Here is an 18,857-nt window from a genome sequence, read left to right on the forward strand (position 1 = left end):
CCCTAGAACCCACCGCCCGTGCGGAAACCGCCCTTTTTCCCCATCCCGCCCATATTTGGCCGGGGTCGCGAAAAGCCGCCACCGGCCTGGCTGCTCTTTCCCCACGACCCCCCGGTTGGTGGGCGGGGGCTGAAACCGCCCGGCGGAATCTGAAAGCCTCCCGAGCGCGACGGTGAAGAGGTCGGCGGACGCGGCATGATTGGCCCCGAGCCTCCCGTCCAATCCTGCGACCGCCGCCAATGCCCCCAATAGGTCGCAGCCGTCATGCCGCCTTTGAGAAACTCGGTCAGCATGTCCCCGACCAGGTTATCCTCGCCGAATCTGGACCGCGGATCATCAAAACGGGATTTCTTGAATTCGTATTCGATATCCTCGAGCTCGCGCCGTCGCGTTTCGAGCGTCTTGAGTCGTGCGCGCTGGTCGGAAAGCTCGTTCTCTTCATCGAGAACCCGGCGACGGCTCTCATCGATCTTGACGACAATGCTGTCGTCCTCACCTGTCGCCGTCCTGCGCGCGTCGTCCATCAACTGGGTGATATCGGTGCCGCGCATCGCAGAAATGAGCACCTCGACTGCCGATTCGAACTTCGGATCACGGCCTTGGGCCAGCCCTTTTTGTTCCTCGACCAGCGCCTCACGGGCGTCTTCGGCTTCGAGTCTCCGTTGGTCGAGCGCGGCAATGCGCGCTTGCGCAGCCTCCAGCGCCTCGCGCGCGGGGCGCCCACCGGCGGCATCGAAAGCCATGACCTCCAGCGCGACAATCGCGTCCCCCGCCTGTTTCTCCTCGGCGGCCAGCCGGTCGGCGTGTTCGCGCAACCGCTTGGGGATCTCGTTGAGCATGACGTAATTAGGTCGCACGCTGGGGTACCGTACCAACCGCGCCACCCATCCGTCGAGCAGCCGCGTGACATTGCCTGCCCGGTATGCCGGTGTCAGGTACCCACGGTCCCAAAGATACATGAACAAGGGGTCATCCCTGTAGGGTTGGCCCTTTTGTGTATGATCGGCTTCCGCCTGGGCTGCCTTCTTGGCCGCTTCCTCGGCCATCTGTGCAATTTCCGCATGGCGCCGTATCGCTTCGTCATAGGCTGGATCGGCGTCGAGGCGCATCCTGACCGACTCCGACAGCGCATCGAGTTCGCCCTGCCATTTCTCAACCGTTTCGAGCTCCCTGGCGCGCTCGACCCCGAGCGCCGCAATGGTTTTTTCGTGACCGGTCAGTTGTTCGTCGAGCGTAGCAAGGTCGGCCGCGTGTTGGCGGAGCATGTCGCGCGCCTGCATCTCGGCTTGGCTCAGGCGGTCGCCAAGCTCGGCCTGCGCCTCCGGTGAAAGTCGGATCGCGGCGAGCGCGCGCAATTGTCCGAGTTCGGTTTCATGCAGTTTGCCGATCCTGTCGGTGATGCGCGCGATCCGGCGGGTGATCTCGTCTTCCTCGCGCCTTATGTCCCTGAGCGCGTCCTCGATTGCCTTGATTGCCTGCGGTCCCTTAAGCGTCATGAAAGGACCTCACCACCGCGTAATCGCGCCGTCCAGCACGGGCATGGCGAACTCGGTTTCGAGAAAACCGTATTGCTTGATACCCATGATGTTGCGCTGGATGATGCCATCGTCGAGCCGGTCGGCACGGACGGCGTCGTATGTGATCTCGGGCACGCGCTGCGCCCAGGTGCTGACGACCTCGGTCTCGCGTGTTTCCTCGTTTTCGATCGGCAGGGATACCGGACGACCGTCGACCCCGATCGCCTCGACGATGATATAGTAGTTCGTGGCATCCGAATTGGCCTCAGGAAACCTCCAGATGCCGGTGGCTTCACCTTCCCGGTCGACGATGCGGACCGAATATTCTGCGAGAAGCGTCTGGTGGATCGATTCGAGCTGCGCGACCGCCTGCAGCGTCCCCGCGCGGTCGCCACGTGCCGCCGCAGCCTTGCCCCGCGTCACCCACGGCTCCGCCTGATCCAGCGCCGTCTGCACTTTGGTTTCCGTGTAAATCTGCTCGTAAAGTGCATCGATCCGCGCGGGGAGCGTTTCGGCCAGCTCAACCCGTGCCGCTTCAGCCTGCGCTGCGACGAAAGGCTGGTAGCCAAGATAATAACCGCCCAGCCCCAGCAGCAGAACGGCCAAGACGATCAGCACCCGGCGTCCCCACCTTCCGCGCCTGACATAAAGTCGGGCAAGGCGCGTCTGGAAAGTGTCCGGCGGCGGGGAATAGATGAACCGGCTTTCCTCGAGTGCCCTGACGCCCTCCCTGAGGATATGGTCGGGCACCTCGATACCCTGGTCATGGTAGATCGAGCGAAGACGGGCGATCAGTTGCGCCTCGCGTGCATCTGCGCTCAATTCGCGCGCCACCAGATCGCTCTGGTGGCGCAACGTATCGACCACATCCATCGCCAGCATGACGTCGTCGAGCGGAGCCTGGTGACCCGTTGCGCCCGTCATCGTCCGCACCCGTTGTGTCCCATGCGTCCTCTTGCGTCTAGCGTGCGCTCAAGAGCGCATTGCCTTCGGCGACCAGTGCGGCAAGGCGTTGCTTGCCGTCTTCGACGGCATCTCGGATTTCGGCCGAATTCCGTGTTGCCTGCTCGCGCATTTCGTTGATTATGACCCTCGAATGTTCCTGGTAGCTGACCACCGAATCCACCAGCGCCTTCAACGCGTCGGCACGGATGGTTGGGCCGTAGCCCGCTTTCAATGCTTCGTCCTGCACCCTGCCGCCGATTTCGGCCAGGGTCTCGAGGCTCTTGGACATGCCTTCCTTCATGGCATTGAGCGTTTCCGTCGATTCATGGAGGCCGAATAGGCCCGTGAACGAGGCTGAAAGCGCCGTCAGCACGGTCTCATTGGTTGAAAAGAAGGAGATTGATTGCTGGTAGACGCGTTCCTTGGCGTTGGTCGTCTGCATCAGCCGCGCCATGATGACTTCCGATGTGGAATAGGCAATGGTGAGGTTGTCCGATAGATCCTTGGCGATCTGGTAGCGGCGCTCTTCGTTCTGTAACTCGCGCAGGCGTTCGTCGCGCGCCATCTCGAGCCGCGCACGGTCGGCCGGCGTACCCTCGGAAAATGCGGTCAGCGCATCCGCTGCCTCCCTGAGGGCGCTCCGGCGTGCTTCGAGTTTGCCTTCGGCAACTTCGAGCACTTCGAGCGCCATCACCTCGGCCTGCTTGAGCGCGCCGCGGAAATCGCGATAGGCCTCAAGGATCGTGTGCTCACGATCGATCTGATCCTTGGTATCGCGCGAAACCTCGAGATACGTGTCCCGAATCCGGTCAAATCGGGTCGAGATATCGCCGCGTGTCACCTTCATCCACACATTGGACGCGCGCTCGAAGAGGTCAAGCTTGCCGTCGTCTAGCTGGTCTACCATGCCCTTGGCGTCGTCACGGATGGAATCGAAAGATTTCGTGATGGTCTCATAGCGTTCGCCGACATTCATCGCGGCGACCTGGCTGCGGACCACCTCGTTGAACGCGCTGGCCTGGGTCAGTACCCGGCCGATCAGCACGACCCTCGTTTCATCGAGGTCAGTGATCTGCTCTAGAAGCCCTGTAATCGGGGCCTCGCCATTGGTCTCGGGCCATAGCCCCATCTGCTTGATCGCGCCGACCGCACGGTCCAGATACTGCAAGGGCTTATCGAGCACTTCGGTTGCCATTGTCTGCGTTCCCTGTTGCAACTTTTGCAGATGTGGGGCCATGATTCCGTTTGGCAAGGTTCAAGACAATTGCCTTGGTGGACGTGACGCCTGATTTATCGGTATTGGTGCCAAAAAGACGCATTCGGGCGTAGGGAGTCGGTCGGTGGAATTTGGAGGGCGGTATAAGGTTGGCGCGCCGCGCTTGAAGGTCTGGGAAGCGCTCAACGATACCGAAGTGCTGAAGGCTTCCATTCCTGGCTGCCAGCGTATTGCCTGGGTGAGCGCGACGGCGCTCGAAGCCGAGATGGGGGTGAATCTTGGGGTCGCAAAACCGGTTTTTACCGGGGATCTCATCCTTTCCAACGTGGTACCCGCCGAGCGCTACACACTGTCCGGGCAGGGACGCGGCGGGTTGTTGGGTATGGCCCATGCCAGCGCAGATATAACGCTGGCCGATTTCGGAGCCGGGACCCTTCTTGTCTTTACTGCCTCGGGCGGCGCCTCGGGCCGCATCATGCAACTGGGCAAGGCCTTGGTCGGCAGTTCCGCCCAGAAGGTGATTGACGGCTTCTTCGCGCGTTTCGGAGAGGCGATGGGCGCGGATGTCGAACCCTTTAAAACCGACGGGTAGGGAAGCTCTCGAAGGCGCACGGACCGGCATGGCCACAGATTTTTTTCCCAAATGGTCAAAAAAACTAACTTCGCACTTGCGCGCGCCGAATTTGCGGGCTTGTATTTGTTCCCATCGTGCGTGGACGCGAGCGGCTGGTGCTGCTCGACGCGCCCGGCCCGACAACAGGGAGCATCATCATGAAAAATAAACAAGCATTCAAAGGCCTCGCCGCTCTCGCCGGCGGCCTCGCGGTCTCCGCCCTCATGGCCGGCACTGCGCTCGCTCAGCCTGCCGTGATCTACGACCTCGGCGGCAAGTTCGATAAGTCCTTCAACGAATCCTCTTTTGAAGGTGCCACGATGTGGGCCGAGGAAACCGGTGAGGCTTTCCTTGAACTGGAAATCCAGAACGATGCCCAACGCGAACAGGCGATCCGTCGCTTCGCGTCCCAGGGCGCCAACCCTGTCGTGATGGCCGGCTTCTCCTGGGGCACTGCCCTCGGCACCGTCGCCGCAGAATTCCCGGAAACCAATTTTGTCATCATCGATGGCGTGGTCGACCTGCCCAACGTGCAGTCGATTCTGTTTGACGAGCATACTGGCTCGTTCCTTGTTGGCGTACTTGCCGCAATGACTTCGGAGTCGAATGTCATCGGCTTTGTTGGCGGCATGGATATTCCGCTCATCCACAAGTTCTATTGTGGCTATGCTCAGGGCGCCAAGGCGGTAAACGCCGACATTACCGTCATTGAAAGCTACACGGGTACCACGCCCGCGGCCTGGAACGATCCGGTGACGGCGGGAGAGCTCGCGCGTGCCGCCTCCGATGCCGGAGCGGACGTTGTCTTTGCGGCGGCTGGCGGTTCGGGCATGGGTGTGCTCCAGATGATGGCCGATCTTGGCAAGTACTCGATCGGCGTTGACGCCAATCAGAACTACATGCACCCCGGCTCGGTCCTCACCTCGATGCTCAAGCGCGTCGATGTCGCGGTCTACAATTCCTTCATGAACGCGGGTGACGCCGACACCTTCACCCCCGGCATCACGGTGATCGGGCTTTCCGAAGAAGGTGTCGGTTATGCGCTCGACGAGCACAATGAAGCCCTTCTGACCGACGAGATGATCGAGGCGGCGGAAGACTACAAGGCCAGGATTATTGCGGGCGAAGTCGAAGTCCACGACTACACGACCGACTCGACCTGCCCGGTCTAGGCTTTAAATGACAAGCGAGGGAACAAATGCGCAGCGGCCCGAAACGGCCGCTGCCAAGCCTGGTGCATCGGACTGGGCCATTGAGCTTGAAAAGATCAACAAGCGCTTCGGTCCGGTTCATGCCAACAAGGATATCGACCTTTCGGTCAGGCGCGGAACCATCCACGGCATCGTGGGCGAAAACGGGGCCGGCAAATCGACCCTGATGTCGATCCTTTATGGGTTCTACAATGCCGATTCCGGCACCATAAAGGTGAACGGGGCCATCCAGAACATTACCGATTCCCGCCACGCCCTCGCGCTGGGCATCGGAATGGTGCACCAGCATTTCATGCTGGTCGATAATTTCACGGTCCTCGAGAACATCATCCTGGGCGCCGAAGACAGCCGTATTTTGGGCACGAGCCTTTCCCGCGCGCGCTCCGAACTGGGGCGCCTCGAAAAGGAATATGATCTCAAGGTCAATCCCGACGCCCTGATCGAGGACATATCGGTCGGCCAGCAGCAGCGCGTCGAAATTCTGAAGGCTCTTTATCGCGGCGCCGACATCCTGATCCTCGACGAGCCGACCGGCGTGCTGACCCCCAAGGAGGCCGACGATCTTTTCCGGGTCCTGAGGACGCTCAGGGAGCAAGGCAAGACGGTTATCCTCATCACCCATAAGCTGCGTGAGATCATGGCGATCACCGACGCTGTCTCGGTGATGCGTCAGGGCGAAATGGTCAAGACGCTCGAAACGGCAAAGACCAACCCCGAGGAACTCGCAGAACTCATGGTCGGCCGCCGGGTCCTCTTGCGCGTCGAAAAGGGCGAGTCCCATCCGGGCAAGCCGCTGCTCAAGATCACCAATCTCACCGTAGCCGACGATATGGGGGTCGTGCGGGTGAAGGATGTGAGCTTTGCAGTCCGGGCCGGAGAGATCGTCGGAATAGCCGGGGTATCGGGCAACGGTCAGACCGAACTGCTCGAAGCCATCACCGGCATGCGGGACCAGCGCGCGGGCGATGTCATTGTCAATGGCCACAAGCTCTTCCTTAAAGGCGATGATGGCGCGTCGCGCGCTCGCGCGGCCGGGCTCGCCCATGTCCCCGAGGATCGCCAGCGTATGGGGCTGGTGACTAATTTTCAGGCTTGGGAAAACGCGATCCTGGGCTATCAGAACAGCGCCGAGTACGGCGGGGGACTGATGCTCGATGGGACTGCCGCGCGTGCGGCCGCGACCGCGCAGATGCAACGCTTCGACGTGCGTCCGCTCAATATCTCGCTCAAGACTTCACTGTTTTCAGGCGGCAACCAGCAAAAGATCGTCCTGGCGCGCGAAATCGGGCGCGATCCGGATGTGCTGATCGTTGGACAGCCTACGCGCGGGGTGGATATCGGCGCCATCGAATTCATCCATAACCAGATCGTCAAGATGCGCGACGCTGGCAAAGCAATTCTCCTTGTTTCGGTGGAGCTTGACGAAATCCGTTCGCTCGCTGACCGCATCCTGGTGATGTTCGATGGCCAGATCGTCGGAGAAGCCGATCCAGCAACCGCGACCGAGGGCGAACTTGGCCTCATGATGGCCGGCATTTCCAATCGCGAGGCTGCTCAATGAGTGTTCTCAAACCCTTGCCGCGCTGGGCCGACGTTGTCCTCCTGCCACTTCTGAACCTCACGCTGGCTTTCGTCGTCTCGGGCCTCGTGGTGCTCGCCATCGGCCAGAACCCGCTTCACGCCATGTGGGCGATTGCCACGGGCGCGTTCGGCTCCGGCTACAATTTCGGCTACACGCTCTATTACGCGACCAACTTCATCTTTACCGGCCTTGCCGTGGCGCTGGCAGCCCATGCCGGGCTCTTCAACATCGGTGGTAACGGTCAGGCTTATGTGGCCGGGTTGGGCGTCATCGCAGTCGCCCTCCTGCTCGACGGGACCCACTGGATCATCGTCATGCCTCTCGCCATGCTGGCCGCCATGCTGGTGGGCGGGATCTGGGCGTTCATTCCAGGCTATTTGCAAGCCAAACGCGGCAGCCACGTCGTCATCACGACCATCATGTTCAATTTCATCGCTGCGGCGCTGATGGTCTACATGCTCAATTACGTGCTCAAGGCGCCCACCGGCATGGCGCCGGAATCACGCATGATCGCGCCGGACGCGCGTATGCCCCGGCTCGCGGAGTTCATCGACTTCTTCCGCCATACGCCGGTCAATCTGTCCCTATTCCTCGCTATCGCGCTCCTGGTTGGGGTTTACTACCTCATCTGGCATACGAAATTCGGCTTTGCGCTGAGAACGCTGGGGCAGAACCCGACCGCATCGCGCTATGCCGGGTTTTCGAATTCCAAGATCATCATGATCGTTATGACGATGTCGGGCGCCTTGGCCGGGCTCGTCGCGTTCAACGAAGTGCTCGGGGTTCAGAACCGCCTCGTGCTCGATTTCGTCGCCGATGCCGGGTTTGTCGGCATCGCCGTGGCGCTAATGGGCCGCAACCACCCGTTCGGGATCGGGCTGGCCGCCTTGCTGTTTGGCGCGCTCTACCAGGGTGGCAATGAGCTGCAATATGTCGTGCCGGGCCTCACGCGCGAAATGGTCGTCATCATCCAGGCACTGGTCATCCTCTTTACCGGCGCCATGGAAGGTCTGTTCCGCCCAGGCCTGCAATTCGCCTTCATGCTCTTCACGCCCGAGCACAAGGCCGAAGCGATGGCGCGGGAATCCGCCGGATCGGAGAGCTGAGCCATGGATCTCAATTTCCTGATCTCGATGCTCGATGCGACGCTGCGGCTCTCGACACCGCTGCTGCTGGCGTGCCTCGCAGGCCTTTATTCCGAGCGGGCGGGCGTTTTCGATATCGGCCTTGAAGGCAAGATGCTGATGGCGGCCTTCGCTGCCGCTGCAACCGCCGCAGTTACCGGTTCTGCCTGGGCCGGGCTCTTTGTCGGCATGTCCGTTTCGGTCCTGACAGCCCTTCTTCAGGGGGCGGCCGCCATCAGTCTCAAGGGCAACCAACTGATTGCCGGTGTGGCGATCAACATGCTGGCTGCCGGACTCACCACGTTTCTGGGTCAGCAATGGTTCAGGCAGGGTGGGCGTACACCCCCGGTGAGCGGGGACGCTCGCTTTTCCTCGATCCAGCTTCCCTTCGCTGCCGAGTTGCGCAACGTTCCGGTGGTGGGCGAGATCTATTCCGTGATCATTTCGGGGCACTCGATCCTCGTCTATGTCGCCTTTCTGATGGTGCCGCTGACCGCCTGGATATTATTCCGTACGCGGTTCGGTCTGCGCTTGCGCGCGGTGGGCGAAAATCCAAAGGCCGTCGATACCGCTGGCATATCGGTGAGGCGGCTGCGCTATCAGGCCGTTCTGATTACGGGTCTCCTTTGCGGCATGGCTGGAGCCTATTTCTCGATCGCGCAGGGCGCCGGGTTCGGCAACAACATGACGGCTGGCAAGGGCTTCATCGCGCTGGCCGCGCTGATCTTTGCCAAATGGCGGCCTGTCGCGGCGATGTTCACCTGCCTGCTATTCGGCTTCCTGGACGCGCTCCAGATCCGCCTGCAATCGACGCCGCTCCCGGTTCTGAGCGATGTGCCGGTCCAGCTTATCCAGGCGCTGCCCTATATCCTCACCGTCGTACTGCTAGCCGGGTTCATCGGAAAGGCCGTGGGGCCCAAGGCGGGCGGGGTGCCCTATACCAAGGAGCGGTGACGATGCAGCTTGAGGGGATGGACCAAACGCTTTTCGAGGCCGCCGAGCGCGTGCGGGCAAAAGCCTATGCTCCGTATTCGGGCTTTTCGGTCGGTGCAGCCATCCTCGCCGACGATGGCAACATCTACGCGGGCTGCAATGTCGAAAACGCAGCCTATCCCGTCGGTAATTGCGCCGAGCCCTCCGCCATCGCCGCGATGATCGCCGGCGGGGGCAAGCGTATCGAGAAGATTTTCGTGACGGGTCCCGGTGCGGTCCCCGTCACTCCCTGCGGCGGCTGCCGCCAGCGCATCCGCGAGTTCGCCAATTCCGAAACACCGATCATCTGTCTCGGGGTCGAGGGCGAACCACTCCACACGACACTGGGCGAGCTTTTGCCCCATTCATTCGGCCCCGAATTTCTCGGCCGGTAAAAAGGCTATTCGAATGACCAAAGCCGTAAAAACAATCCGCAAACTTGCGGGCGAGGCGCCTGTTGAAGCCGCGATCATCCTCGGTTCAGGCCTTTCCGATATCGGATCTATGTTGGCCGACAGCGTCACCATTCCGTTCGCCGAACTCAAGGGTTTCCCGCAGGGCGGCGTTTCCGGGCACGGCAAGGATCTGATTATCGGACAGCTGGGAGGCAAGCGCGTGGCCGTCCTCACCGGACGTCAGCATTATTACGAACATGGCAACGCCGCTGCCATGCGCCCCGCGCTTGAAACCCTTGCCGAGCTGGGCACCAGGACCCTTCTGCTCACCAATGCCGCCGGCTCGCTGGACATGGACATCCGGCCCGGCGACCTGATGCTGCTCAACGACCATATCAACTATGCCGGGATGAACCCGCTGATCGGGGAAGAAACCGACCGTCGTTTTGTGAACATGGTCGATGCCTATGATCCCGAACTGCGCGCAACGACACATGCCATCGCCTCGCGGCTGGACATCCCGCTGCGCGAGGGTGTCTATCTGTGGTATTCTGGCCCTAGCTTCGAGACGGTCGCGGAAATCCGCATGGCCATCACGCTCGGCGCCAATGCGGTGGGCATGTCAACGGCACCCGAGGTGATCCTTGGCCGGTTCCTGGGGCTACGGGTCTGGGCCTGTTCCTCGATCACCAATATGGGGGCAGGGCTTTTGCAGGGTGAGGAAATTTCCCACACCCAGACAAAGGAAGTCGCAAAACTGGGGGCGGAAAAACTGATGCGCCTGATACCGGCGCTGGTGGAGGAGCTATGAGTCTCAAGATCGTCGATACCCAGCCGCACGCCCCGGTCCACAAGCGCAATCCCGGCTTCCCGCTCGATCTCGACTGGGTCGGTCGGGTCAGGATGAACCGCTCGGCGCTCGAACGCCGCGCCGCGACCATTAGCACGCGCCGCTCGGTCAAAAAGGACTATCAGCTTGCCTGGCTTTTGAAGGCCGTCTCGCTGATGGATCTGACGACGCTCAATTCCGACGACACGCCGGGCCGTGTCGAGCGGCTCTGCGCCAAGGCGCGCAATCCTATCCGTTCCGATCTTTTAAAGGCCATGGGCGTTGAAAAGCTTGGGCTCACGCCCGCAGCCGTCTGCGTCTATCACAATTTCGTCGCCACCGCGGTTAAGGCGCTTGAGGGCACCAGCATTCCCGTCGCGGCCGTTTCGACGGCCTTCCCGCACGGACTGACACCGCTCAGGATACGCCTTGCCGAAATCGAAGCCTCGGTCGCCGATGGCGCAAAGGAGATCGACATCGTCATTGAGCGTGGGCTGGTGCTCAACGGTCGGTGGGAAGAACTCTACGATCAGGTCAGGGCCATGCGCGAGGCGTGTGGTGAGGCCCATATCAAGACAATTCTCGGCACTGGCGAGCTGGCAACCCTCACCAATGTGGCGAAAGCGTCACTCGTCTGCATGCTGGCCGGCGCCGATTTCATCAAGACCTCGACCGGCAAGGAAAAGACCAACGCGACGCTCGCGACCTCGCTCGCCATGGTCCGCATGATCCGCTGGTTCCATGAGGAAACGGGGATCGAGATCGGCTACAAACCCGCAGGCGGCATCGCCAAGGCCAAGGACGCGCTGACGTATCTGGCGTTGATGAAAGAGGAACTGGGCCGCAAATGGCTCGAACCCCACCTCTTCCGCTTCGGCGCCTCCTCGCTGCTCACCGATATCGAACGCCAGATCGAACACGGCCTCACCGGCCACTACGCCGCCGACTATCGCTTTGCGATGGCCTGAGGGACGGGACATGACAAAAATCGCTGAAATCTTCGAGACTCTCGAATACGGCCCGGCCCCGGAAGCTGCCGGCCCTGCGCTGGAATGGCTCGATAAGCACGGCAGGAAATTCGGCCATTTCATCGGCGGCAGCTTCACCAAGCCGTCAAAGGTCTTTGCCTCGACCAATCCCGCATCCGGCGAAAAGCTGGCGGAGATCTCCGAAGGCTCCGATGCTGATGTCGATAAAGCGGTAAATGCGGCCCGTGCAGCGTTTCCGGCATGGTCCGGTCTCTCAGGCTTTGAACGCGCCAAATATCTCTACGCCATCGCTCGCCAGATACAGCGCGAAAGCCGCCTCTTCGCCGTGCTCGAAACGCTCGACAACGGCAAGCCGATCCGCGAAACACGCGATATCGATATCCCGCTCGTCGCCCGCCATTTCTATCATCACGCCGGCTGGGCCCAGCACATTGCAAGGAGTTTCCCCGGCCAGGCCCCCTACGGCGTCTGCGGCCAGATCATCCCGTGGAACTTCCCGCTGCTGATGCTTGCCTGGAAAATTGCCCCCGCGCTCGCAGCGGGCAATACGGTGGTCCTGAAGCCTGCCGAATTCACCTCGCTCACCGCGCTGCTTTTTGCCGAAATCTGCCAGCGCATCAGCCTGCCAGAAGGCGTCGTCAACATCGTCACCGGTGCGGGCAAGACCGGGGAGGCTATCGTCAATCACCCCGACATCGACAAGATCGCCTTTACGGGCTCCACCGAAGTCGGCAAGATCATCCGCCGCGCCACCGCCGGGTCGGGCAAGGGCCTTTCGCTAGAATTGGGCGGAAAGTCTCCCTTCGTCGTTTTCGACGATGCCGATCTCGATAGCGCCGTCGAAGGCCTCGTCGATGCCATCTGGTTCAATCAGGGACAGGTCTGCTGTGCCGGCTCGCGCCTTCTGGTCCAGGAAAGCGTCGAGGAGAAATTCATCGCCAAGATCAAGGCGCGCATGGCGACGCTTCGGGTCGGCGATCCACTCGATAAATCCGTCGATATCGGCGCGCTGGTTGCTCCCGTTCAGGTCGAGCGTGTGCTGGATCTCTTGAAAGCGGGGAAGAAGGAGGGCGGCGAGTTCTATTCGCCCGATAGCGCCATCCCGGACAAGGGGTGCTTTGTCAGGCCCACTCTCGTCACCGGCATTTCCCCGGCCCACACGCTGGCTACCGAAGAAATCTTCGGCCCCGTGCTCGTTGCGATGAGCTTCCGTACGCCCGAAGAAGCGGTGGCGCTGGCCAACAACACGAAATACGGGCTCGCCGCTTCGGTCTGGACCGAGAACGTCAATCTGGCGCTCGATATCGCCCCGCAAATCAAGGCCGGCGTCGTCTGGATCAACTCGACCAACCAGTTCGACGCCGCTGTCGGCTTCGGCGGTTACCGGGAGTCCGGCTTCGGCCGCGAGGGCGGCAGGGAGGGGATGGCCGCATATCTCAAGCCGGAATGGGAGAAAAAGCTCAAGGCCGCACCGGCCCCAAAACGCCCCGAGCCTTCAGGTGAAAACCAACACGAGGGCATCGACCGTACCGCAAAACTCTATATCGGCGGAAAGCAGGTCCGACCCGATTCCAGCTATGCCCGCCCCATTTACGGTCCCGACGGCAAACTGATCGGCGAAGTGGGGGAAGGCAACCGCAAGGATATTCGCAACGCTGTGGAAGCCGCACGCGGCGCGCTTGGTTGGGGCAAAGCGACCGCACATCTGCGCTCGCAAATTCTCTATTACCTGGGCGAAAACCTCGATTATCGCAAAGCCGAATTCGCCGACCGCATCCGCGCAATGACCGGCGTATCGGCCAACGCCGCGCGGCGTGAGGTGGAACTCTCCGTCGAACGCCTCTTTGCCTTCGGTGGCTGGGCCGACAAGTTCGATGGCGCGGTGCATAATCCACCAGCACGTATGATGGCCGTCGCGATGGTCGAGCCCGTCGGCGTCCTCGCCATCGCTGCCCCCGACGAAAGCCCGCTGCTGGGCGCGCTCACGCTTCTTGCGCCTGCTATTGCAATGGGCAATGCGGTTGTCATGGTTCCTTCCCAGCCTCACCCGCTGGCCATGACCGATTTCTATCAGGTCCTGGAAACGTCGGACGTTCCTGCGGGCGTCGTAAACATCGTCACCGGCGAGAAATCGAGCCTCGCAAAGACCCTCGCCGAGCACGACGGCGTGGACGGGGTCTGGTTTGCGGGATCGACGGAGGACAGCCGGATGGTCGAAGCCGCAAGCGCTGGCAACGTCAAGCAGAGCTGGACGACGCGCGGGCTGGCCTTCGATTGGGCCGACGCGGCATTGGAGGGAGATTATCTCCTCAACCGCGCTACCCAGATCAAGAACGTCTGGGTGCCCTACGGCGCCTAAAAAACAAGGAAAGCGACGAAATGAGCGAAAAGATCGAGGTTCAAAACCTCACGTCGCCCGGTCACATCTACCGCGTGGACAAGACCAAATACACTGCCGTCCGGGAAGCGGTCATGAAGCATATACCTGCCGATAAGCCGGGCAAAACACCGACAGAACTCATCGCCGCCATCAAGCCCGATCTCCCGCAAGACCTCTTCCCCGGCGGCGAAAAAGCCGGCTGGTGGTTCAAATGTGTCCAACTCGACCTCGAAGCCAAGGGGGTTATCAAACGCAGCCCCAAATCGCCGGTGCGTTTGCACAAGGTTTGAGGTTCATGACTCTTCTCCCTCAGGAAATCATCGCCAGAAAGCGCGACGGCGAGGTGCTGTCCCGCGACCAAATTGCCGGTTTCATCGAAGGCCTAACCACGGGCACGGTTACCGACGCGCAGGCTGCCGCCTTTGCAATGGCGGTCTATTTCCGGAACATGGAGATCGACGAGCGCGTGGCCCTCACCCTCGCCATGCGTGATTCCGGAACCGTACTCGATTGGACCGGCCTCAATGGCCCTGCCATCGACAAGCATTCCACCGGCGGGGTGGGCGACAACGTTTCGCTCATGCTCGGTCCAATCCTCGCAGCTTGCGGCGCCTACGTCCCGATGATCTCGGGTCGCGGACTCGGCCATACCGGCGGCACGTTGGACAAATTCGACGCAATCGAGGGCTACAGCACCAACCCCGATATCGAAACCTTCCGCAAGGTGGTCGAGAAAGTAGGCTGCGCCATTATCGGGCAGACTGACGATCTGGCCCCGGCCGACCGTCGGCTCTATGCCATCCGGGACGTTACAGCGACAGTCGAAAACATCTCGCTCATCACCGCTTCTATCCTCTCAAAGAAGCTCGCCGCCGGGCTCGACGCGCTGATCCTCGACGTCAAGACCGGCTCGGGCGCCTTCATGAAAACGCTCGAGGATTCGACCGATCTCGCAAACAGCCTCGTGACGGTCGCCAATGGTGCGGGCATGACCACGGGTGCGCTCATCACCGATATGAATGAGCCACTGGCCAGTGCCGCGGGCAACTGGCTTGAAGTAAGGAACGCCATCGATTTCCTCACGGGCGCGCAACGCGACGAGCGGCTTCTGGAAGTAACGCTCGACCTTTGCGCCCACGGCCTCGTCCTCGGCGGCCTTGCGCTCGACCCCGACGATGGCTATCTGCGCGCCAAGGTGGCGCTGGAGTCCGGCGCGGCAGCCGAGAAGTTCGCTTCGATGGTGAATGCACTTGGCGGACCGTCCGATATCGATGGCCCGAGGCATGATGCCCGCCACGCCTGTCCAGTGGTTCGCGACGTCTTTGCCGACGAGGAGGGATATGTAACAGCCATCGATACGCGCGCCGTGGGCATGGCGGTCGTTGTCCTGGGCGGCGGACGCACCGACCCGAAGGCGAAAATTGACCACGGCGTCGGCTTCGATCAGCTGTTAGGGCTCGGGGCACGAGCCGACAGCCGGACCCCCATCGCTCGCATCCACGCTCGCGATGCAGCCATAGCCGACGACGCTGAACAACGCTTGAAAAATGCCTACCGCATCGGCGAGGCGCCCAAGCCAAACCCGGTCGTCTATCGCTATATCGAGCCAACGGGTAACAACTGATGCCGCGTGCCATCCTTTGCCTCCTCGACAGTTTCGGCATCGGCGGGGCACCCGACGCCGCAGATTTTGGCGACGAGGGTTCCAACACCCTTGGCCATATCGCCCAAGCCTGTGCTTCGGGAAATGGCGATGTGCCAGGGGTAAGGTCCGGGCTGCTCAACCTGCCCAATATGGACGCATTGGGCCTTGGTGCGGCGGCGGAACTTTCGACCGGCAGTGTTCCTCCCGGCCTCACCAACCAGCCCAAGGGCGGCCGTTGGGGCGTGGGGCGCGAGGTGTCCATCGGCAAGGACACACCGTCCGGCCACTGGGAGATCGCCGGCGTCCCGGTGCCTTTCGAATGGGGCTACTTTCCCAATACCGTTCCCACCTTTCCTGACGACCTCGTTGAAAACGTCATCCGCGCGGGGAACGTCCCCGGCATCCTCGGCAATTGCCACGCATCGGGCACCACGATCATAGAGGAGCTTGGTGAGGAATCGATCCGCACCGGCAAGCCCATCTGCTACACCTCGATCGACAGCGTTTTCCAGATCGCGGCGCATGAAACCCATTTCGGACTCGAAAGGCTCTATGAGCTCTGCGAAAAGACCTTCGCATTCACTGCGCCCATGAAAATCGGCCGTGTCATCGCCAGGCCTTTTGTCGGCGAGGACGCGGCCAGTTTCAAGCGCACTGGCAATCGCCGCGACTTCGCCATTGAACCGCCCGAGCCGACCCTGCTCGATCGCGCAACGGAAGCGGGGCGTCAGGTCTATGCCGTGGGCAAGGTCTCGGACATCTATGCCGGGCGCGGCATCACCCACAAGATCAAGGCCTCGGGCAATATGGTCCTCTTCGACCGCACGCTAGAAGCCCTCGATATGGCCACGGATGGTGCGCTGATCTTCACCAATTTCGTGGATTTCGACACCGAATACGGCCACCGCCGCGATCCTGGCGGTTATGCGGGGGCGCTGGAAGCCTTCGATGCCCGCCTGCCCGAACTGATCGCCAGGCTGCGCAACGACGACCTGCTTGTCCTTACAGCCGATCACGGTAACGATCCAACCTGGCCGGGCACCGATCACACTCGTGAGCAGGTGCCAATCCTGTTGTTTTCCCGATCTTTGGCACCCGGGAGCATTGGCTTGCGCCCCGTTCTGTCCGATATTGGCGAAACCATTGCCCATTGGCTCGGTCTCGCGCCGGGTCCCCACGGCACCAGTGCGCTATAATAACCAGAGCGGCCTCATGCAGAACCTGACCGTCGTAGACCACCCCCTTGTCCAGCACAAGCTCACCATCATGCGCTGCAAGGATACCTCGACGGCGAGTTTCCGGCGGCTGTTGCGCGAGATTGCCCACCTGCTTTGCTACGAAGTGACCCGCGATCTCGAGGTCGAATACATCGAAATCGAAACGCCTGTCAGCGCCATGAAGGCGCCAACCCTCAAGGGCAAGAAGCTCGTTTTCGCCTCGATCCTGCGCGCCGGTGAAGGGCTGCTCGAAGGCATGCTCGATCTTGTCCCTTCGGCCCGCGTCGCTCATATCGGGCTCTATCGCAATCCCGAGACGCTCGAAGCGGTCGAATATTACTTCAAGGCGCCGTCCGACGTCGCGGACCGGCTGGTCATCGTCGTCGATCCCATGCTGGCCACCGCCAATTCGGCAATTGCGGCTGTGCAGAAACTCAAGGACCGCGGCGCCAACGACATTCGCTTCCTTTGCTTGCTGGCCGCCCCCGAAGGCGTCGAGCGCTTCACCACCGCCCACCCTGACGTCCCCATCTTCACTGCCAGCCTCGATGAAAAGCTCAACGACCACGGGTACATTGTACCCGGCCTTGGCGATGCCGGCGACCGCATGTACGGCACGAAATAACGGGATACCTTGCGCGGGACCGATCAAAGATCGGGTGCGGTCCCCTTGACGACCATCGGTATGCCCGCGACCACCAGATAGACGTGCGCGCATGTTTCGGCGAGCCTTTGATGGGCCGCGCCGGCGAGGTCGCGGAAGGTCCGTCCGAGCGGGTGGTCGGGTACGATGCCCATGCCCACTTCGTTTGATACCAAGATGATGCGCGTGGATTCTATCGCTGCCAGCATGTCGACGAGGTCCTCGACTTCATCGGCCACGTCCCGCTCCATGCTCAAAAGGTTGGTGATCCAGAGCGTCAGGCAGTCTACGAGAACGACGTCATGGTTCTGGGTGGCGGCAAAGATCGTTTGGGCCAGCTCCATGGGCTCCTCGATCGTTGTAAAGCGCCCCTCGCGCTGGCGCTGGTGCGACGCGACCCGTTCCGCCATTTCGTCGTCCAGCGCCTCCGCCGTCGCAAGGTAGGCCGGGCTTGCGCCCATGCGCATGGCCAGCCGCTCGGCCAGCGTGGTTTTGCCGGAGCGCGCGCCGCCCAGCACCAGAATATGTTGGCTCATTTCCCAATCCGCCGCTTGACTGTCAGGCTAAACGCGATACCACGCTTGCCCGTTCCTGCGTTTGCGTACACCCTGCTGCGTCAATTACGATTTGACCATATAATACTTTTGTCTTAGTGCCTCGTCGTCAACCGTAGCCGCAGTCAGGGAGCTATCGGCCTTGCCCAGATATTACCTCGGAGTCGATGGTGGCGGCACCAATTGCCGCGTGCGCCTCGCCGATGCTGATCTCAACCCTATTGCCGAAGTGACCAATGGCCGCTCGAACCTTCAGCTTGAGAATGGCGAGCCGGCTTATCGCTCGATAACCGAGGGGACGCGCGAGGTTTTCGCGATGGCCGGGGTTGAGTTTGCAGAAACTGCCAATACCCATGCCTGCTTCGGCATGGCCGGCGGCCGGCTGCCATCGGCACGCGACGCCTTCGCTGCGCGAGAATGGCCTTTTGCAAAAGTGACGATCTACGACGACATCGATATCGCCCGGGCAGGCGCTCACGAAGGCCAGGACGGCGCAGTGATCATCGTGGGTACCGGCTCTGCCGGCATGGCGCTGGTGGCGGGCAAGCGCTATCAGGTCGGTGGCTGGGGCTTCCACATAGGGGATCAGATGTCCGGTGCCATTCTGGGCCGCGAACTGGTCCGCTACGCCGTTGAAGCGACCGATGGGCTTATCGAAGGTTCCCCGCTCACTGACGCTGTGATCGAAAAGCTCGGGGGTTCGCTCGATGCGGTCATGGCCTGGAGCTTCGAGAAACGCCAGCCCGCCGATTATGGCGCGCTGATGCCGATGTTCATCGAAGCCTACGACAAGGGCGATCCGGTGGCCCAAAAGCTCATGGAAATCGAGCTTCGCTACATCGATCGCTACGTTGCATATTTCAAGAAGTGTGGTGCAAACTCACTTGCTGTCGTTGGCGGGTTCGGGCAGCGGCTTCTGCCGCTCCTTGAAGCGCGCTATGGCGATTATGTTTGCCTACCCCGCACGGAACCGCTTAACGGTGCTCTTATTCTGGCCCGCCAGAATGCGGCATCGGCCTGATCGA

General features: G+C 61.3%; 18 protein-coding genes. 14 read left to right on the plus strand and 4 right to left on the minus strand.

Translation table 11 applies throughout. The features are described from left to right. Window positions 1–2: 2 nt before the first annotated feature. From I2G20_RS08975 to I2G20_RS08985, 3 genes are read right to left on the minus strand one after another with little or no spacing between them, the layout of a single operon-like run. Window positions 3–1,496 carry a coiled-coil domain-containing protein gene (locus tag I2G20_RS08975; protein ID WP_196259377.1) on the minus strand — a complete coding sequence of 498 codons (1,494 nt, stop codon included), beginning with the start codon at window positions 1,494–1,496 and terminating at the stop codon, window positions 3–5. A gap of 9 nt (window positions 1,497–1,505) precedes the next feature. Then, window positions 1,506–2,441, minus strand: coding sequence for a DUF6384 family protein (locus I2G20_RS08980; RefSeq protein ID WP_196259378.1), 936 nt, complete (start codon window positions 2,439–2,441; stop codon window positions 1,506–1,508). 37 nt (window positions 2,442–2,478) lie between these two features. Next, window positions 2,479–3,657 (minus strand): cell surface protein, encoded by a 1,179-nt coding sequence (locus I2G20_RS08985; RefSeq protein ID WP_196259379.1) that lies wholly within the window; start codon window positions 3,655–3,657, stop codon window positions 2,479–2,481. Between the two features lie 145 nt (window positions 3,658–3,802). Here I2G20_RS08985 and I2G20_RS08990 point away from each other — a divergent pair, with 145 nt between their 5' ends. The 13 genes from I2G20_RS08990 to upp all read left to right on the plus strand — a co-directional run bounded on the left by I2G20_RS08990 (window position 3,803) and on the right by upp (window position 17,260). Continuing rightward, complete coding sequence (locus I2G20_RS08990; protein WP_196259380.1) at window positions 3,803–4,270, plus strand: SRPBCC domain-containing protein; 468 nt, start codon at window positions 3,803–3,805, stop codon at window positions 4,268–4,270. Window positions 4,271–4,449: 179 nt separating this feature from the next. After that, window positions 4,450–5,463 carry a BMP family lipoprotein gene (locus I2G20_RS08995; RefSeq protein WP_196259381.1) on the plus strand — a complete coding sequence of 338 codons (1,014 nt, stop codon included), beginning with the start codon at window positions 4,450–4,452 and terminating at the stop codon, window positions 5,461–5,463. A 7-nt stretch (window positions 5,464–5,470) separates the two neighbouring features. Then, entirely contained in the window at window positions 5,471–7,063 is a 1,593-nt protein-coding gene (locus tag I2G20_RS09000; protein WP_196259382.1) for an ABC transporter ATP-binding protein, read from the plus strand. Beyond that, entirely contained in the window at window positions 7,060–8,190 is a 1,131-nt protein-coding gene (locus tag I2G20_RS09005) for an ABC transporter permease (RefSeq protein ID WP_196259383.1), read from the plus strand. The genes I2G20_RS09000 and I2G20_RS09005 overlap by 4 nt, the downstream gene beginning before the upstream one ends. 3 nt (window positions 8,191–8,193) lie before the next feature. Beyond that, on the plus strand, window positions 8,194–9,162 hold the full coding sequence (locus tag I2G20_RS09010) for an ABC transporter permease (protein ID WP_196259384.1): 969 nt from the start codon (window positions 8,194–8,196) through the stop codon (window positions 9,160–9,162). Window positions 9,163–9,164: 2 nt separating this feature from the next. Beyond that, the gene (locus I2G20_RS09015) at window positions 9,165–9,575 is read left to right on the plus strand and encodes a cytidine deaminase (RefSeq protein ID WP_196259385.1); all 411 of its coding nucleotides are present in this window, start codon (window positions 9,165–9,167) and stop codon (window positions 9,573–9,575) included. 13 nt (window positions 9,576–9,588) lie between these two features. Continuing rightward, entirely contained in the window at window positions 9,589–10,386 is a 798-nt protein-coding gene (locus tag I2G20_RS09020; RefSeq protein ID WP_196259386.1) for a purine-nucleoside phosphorylase, read from the plus strand. Then, window positions 10,383–11,372, plus strand: a complete 990-nt coding sequence (gene deoC, locus I2G20_RS09025) for a deoxyribose-phosphate aldolase (protein ID WP_196259387.1) — start codon at window positions 10,383–10,385, stop codon at window positions 11,370–11,372. Before I2G20_RS09020 ends, deoC begins: the two co-directional genes overlap by 4 nt. A 10-nt stretch (window positions 11,373–11,382) precedes the next feature. After that, window positions 11,383–13,752: an aldehyde dehydrogenase family protein gene (locus I2G20_RS09030; RefSeq protein WP_196259388.1), complete on the plus strand. Its 2,370-nt coding sequence runs from the start codon at window positions 11,383–11,385 to the stop codon at window positions 13,750–13,752. Window positions 13,753–13,772: 20 nt separating this feature from the next. Next, window positions 13,773–14,063 (plus strand): DUF6958 family protein, encoded by a 291-nt coding sequence (locus I2G20_RS09035; protein ID WP_196259389.1) that lies wholly within the window; start codon window positions 13,773–13,775, stop codon window positions 14,061–14,063. Window positions 14,064–14,068: 5 nt separating this feature from the next. After that, on the plus strand, window positions 14,069–15,397 hold the full coding sequence (gene deoA, locus I2G20_RS09040) for a thymidine phosphorylase (RefSeq protein ID WP_196259390.1): 1,329 nt from the start codon (window positions 14,069–14,071) through the stop codon (window positions 15,395–15,397). Then, window positions 15,397–16,614, plus strand: coding sequence for a phosphopentomutase (locus I2G20_RS09045; protein WP_196259391.1), 1,218 nt, complete (start codon window positions 15,397–15,399; stop codon window positions 16,612–16,614). The genes deoA and I2G20_RS09045 overlap by 1 nt, the downstream gene beginning before the upstream one ends. Before the next feature lie 16 nt (window positions 16,615–16,630). Beyond that, window positions 16,631–17,260: a uracil phosphoribosyltransferase gene (gene upp / locus I2G20_RS09050; RefSeq protein ID WP_196259392.1), complete on the plus strand. Its 630-nt coding sequence runs from the start codon at window positions 16,631–16,633 to the stop codon at window positions 17,258–17,260. A 23-nt stretch (window positions 17,261–17,283) separates the two neighbouring features. Here the strand turns inward: upp and cobU are convergent, their stop codons facing one another. Then, entirely contained in the window at window positions 17,284–17,814 is a 531-nt protein-coding gene (cobU, locus tag I2G20_RS09055) for a bifunctional adenosylcobinamide kinase/adenosylcobinamide-phosphate guanylyltransferase (RefSeq protein WP_196259393.1), read from the minus strand. A gap of 160 nt (window positions 17,815–17,974) precedes the next feature. On the opposite strand from cobU, the gene I2G20_RS09060 reads away from it, so the two are divergent. Then, entirely contained in the window at window positions 17,975–18,853 is an 879-nt protein-coding gene (locus I2G20_RS09060) for a glucosamine kinase nucleotide-binding domain-containing protein (RefSeq protein ID WP_196259394.1), read from the plus strand. Window positions 18,854–18,857 lie beyond the last annotated feature (4 nt).

The sequence above is a fragment of the Pelagibacterium limicola genome (assembly GCF_015694405.1).
Taxonomy (GTDB): Bacteria; Pseudomonadota; Alphaproteobacteria; order Rhizobiales; family Devosiaceae; genus Pelagibacterium; species Pelagibacterium limicola.

Bases quoted from the DNA above. Each gene is read 5' to 3' on its own strand.
- I2G20_RS08975 (WP_196259377.1), bottom strand. From the start codon at position 1,496: ATGACGCTTAAGGGACCGCAGGCAATCAAGGCAATCGAGGACGCGCTC.
- I2G20_RS08980 (WP_196259378.1), bottom strand. From the start codon at position 2,441: ATGACGGGCGCAACGGGTCACCAGGCTCCGCTCGACGACGTCATGCTG.
- I2G20_RS08985 (WP_196259379.1), bottom strand. From the start codon at position 3,657: ATGGCAACCGAAGTGCTCGATAAGCCCTTGCAGTATCTGGACCGTGCG.
- I2G20_RS08995 (WP_196259381.1), top strand. From the start codon at position 4,450: ATGAAAAATAAACAAGCATTCAAAGGCCTCGCCGCTCTCGCCGGCGGC.
- I2G20_RS09000 (WP_196259382.1), top strand. From the start codon at position 5,471: ATGACAAGCGAGGGAACAAATGCGCAGCGGCCCGAAACGGCCGCTGCC.
- I2G20_RS09005 (WP_196259383.1), top strand. From the start codon at position 7,060: ATGAGTGTTCTCAAACCCTTGCCGCGCTGGGCCGACGTTGTCCTCCTG.
- I2G20_RS09010 (WP_196259384.1), top strand. From the start codon at position 8,194: ATGGATCTCAATTTCCTGATCTCGATGCTCGATGCGACGCTGCGGCTC.
- I2G20_RS09015 (WP_196259385.1), top strand. From the start codon at position 9,165: ATGCAGCTTGAGGGGATGGACCAAACGCTTTTCGAGGCCGCCGAGCGC.
- I2G20_RS09020 (WP_196259386.1), top strand. From the start codon at position 9,589: ATGACCAAAGCCGTAAAAACAATCCGCAAACTTGCGGGCGAGGCGCCT.
- deoC (WP_196259387.1), top strand. From the start codon at position 10,383: ATGAGTCTCAAGATCGTCGATACCCAGCCGCACGCCCCGGTCCACAAG.
- I2G20_RS09030 (WP_196259388.1), top strand. From the start codon at position 11,383: ATGACAAAAATCGCTGAAATCTTCGAGACTCTCGAATACGGCCCGGCC.
- I2G20_RS09035 (WP_196259389.1), top strand. From the start codon at position 13,773: ATGAGCGAAAAGATCGAGGTTCAAAACCTCACGTCGCCCGGTCACATC.
- deoA (WP_196259390.1), top strand. From the start codon at position 14,069: ATGACTCTTCTCCCTCAGGAAATCATCGCCAGAAAGCGCGACGGCGAG.
- I2G20_RS09045 (WP_196259391.1), top strand. From the start codon at position 15,397: ATGCCGCGTGCCATCCTTTGCCTCCTCGACAGTTTCGGCATCGGCGGG.
- upp (WP_196259392.1), top strand. From the start codon at position 16,631: ATGCAGAACCTGACCGTCGTAGACCACCCCCTTGTCCAGCACAAGCTC.
- cobU (WP_196259393.1), bottom strand. From the start codon at position 17,814: ATGAGCCAACATATTCTGGTGCTGGGCGGCGCGCGCTCCGGCAAAACC.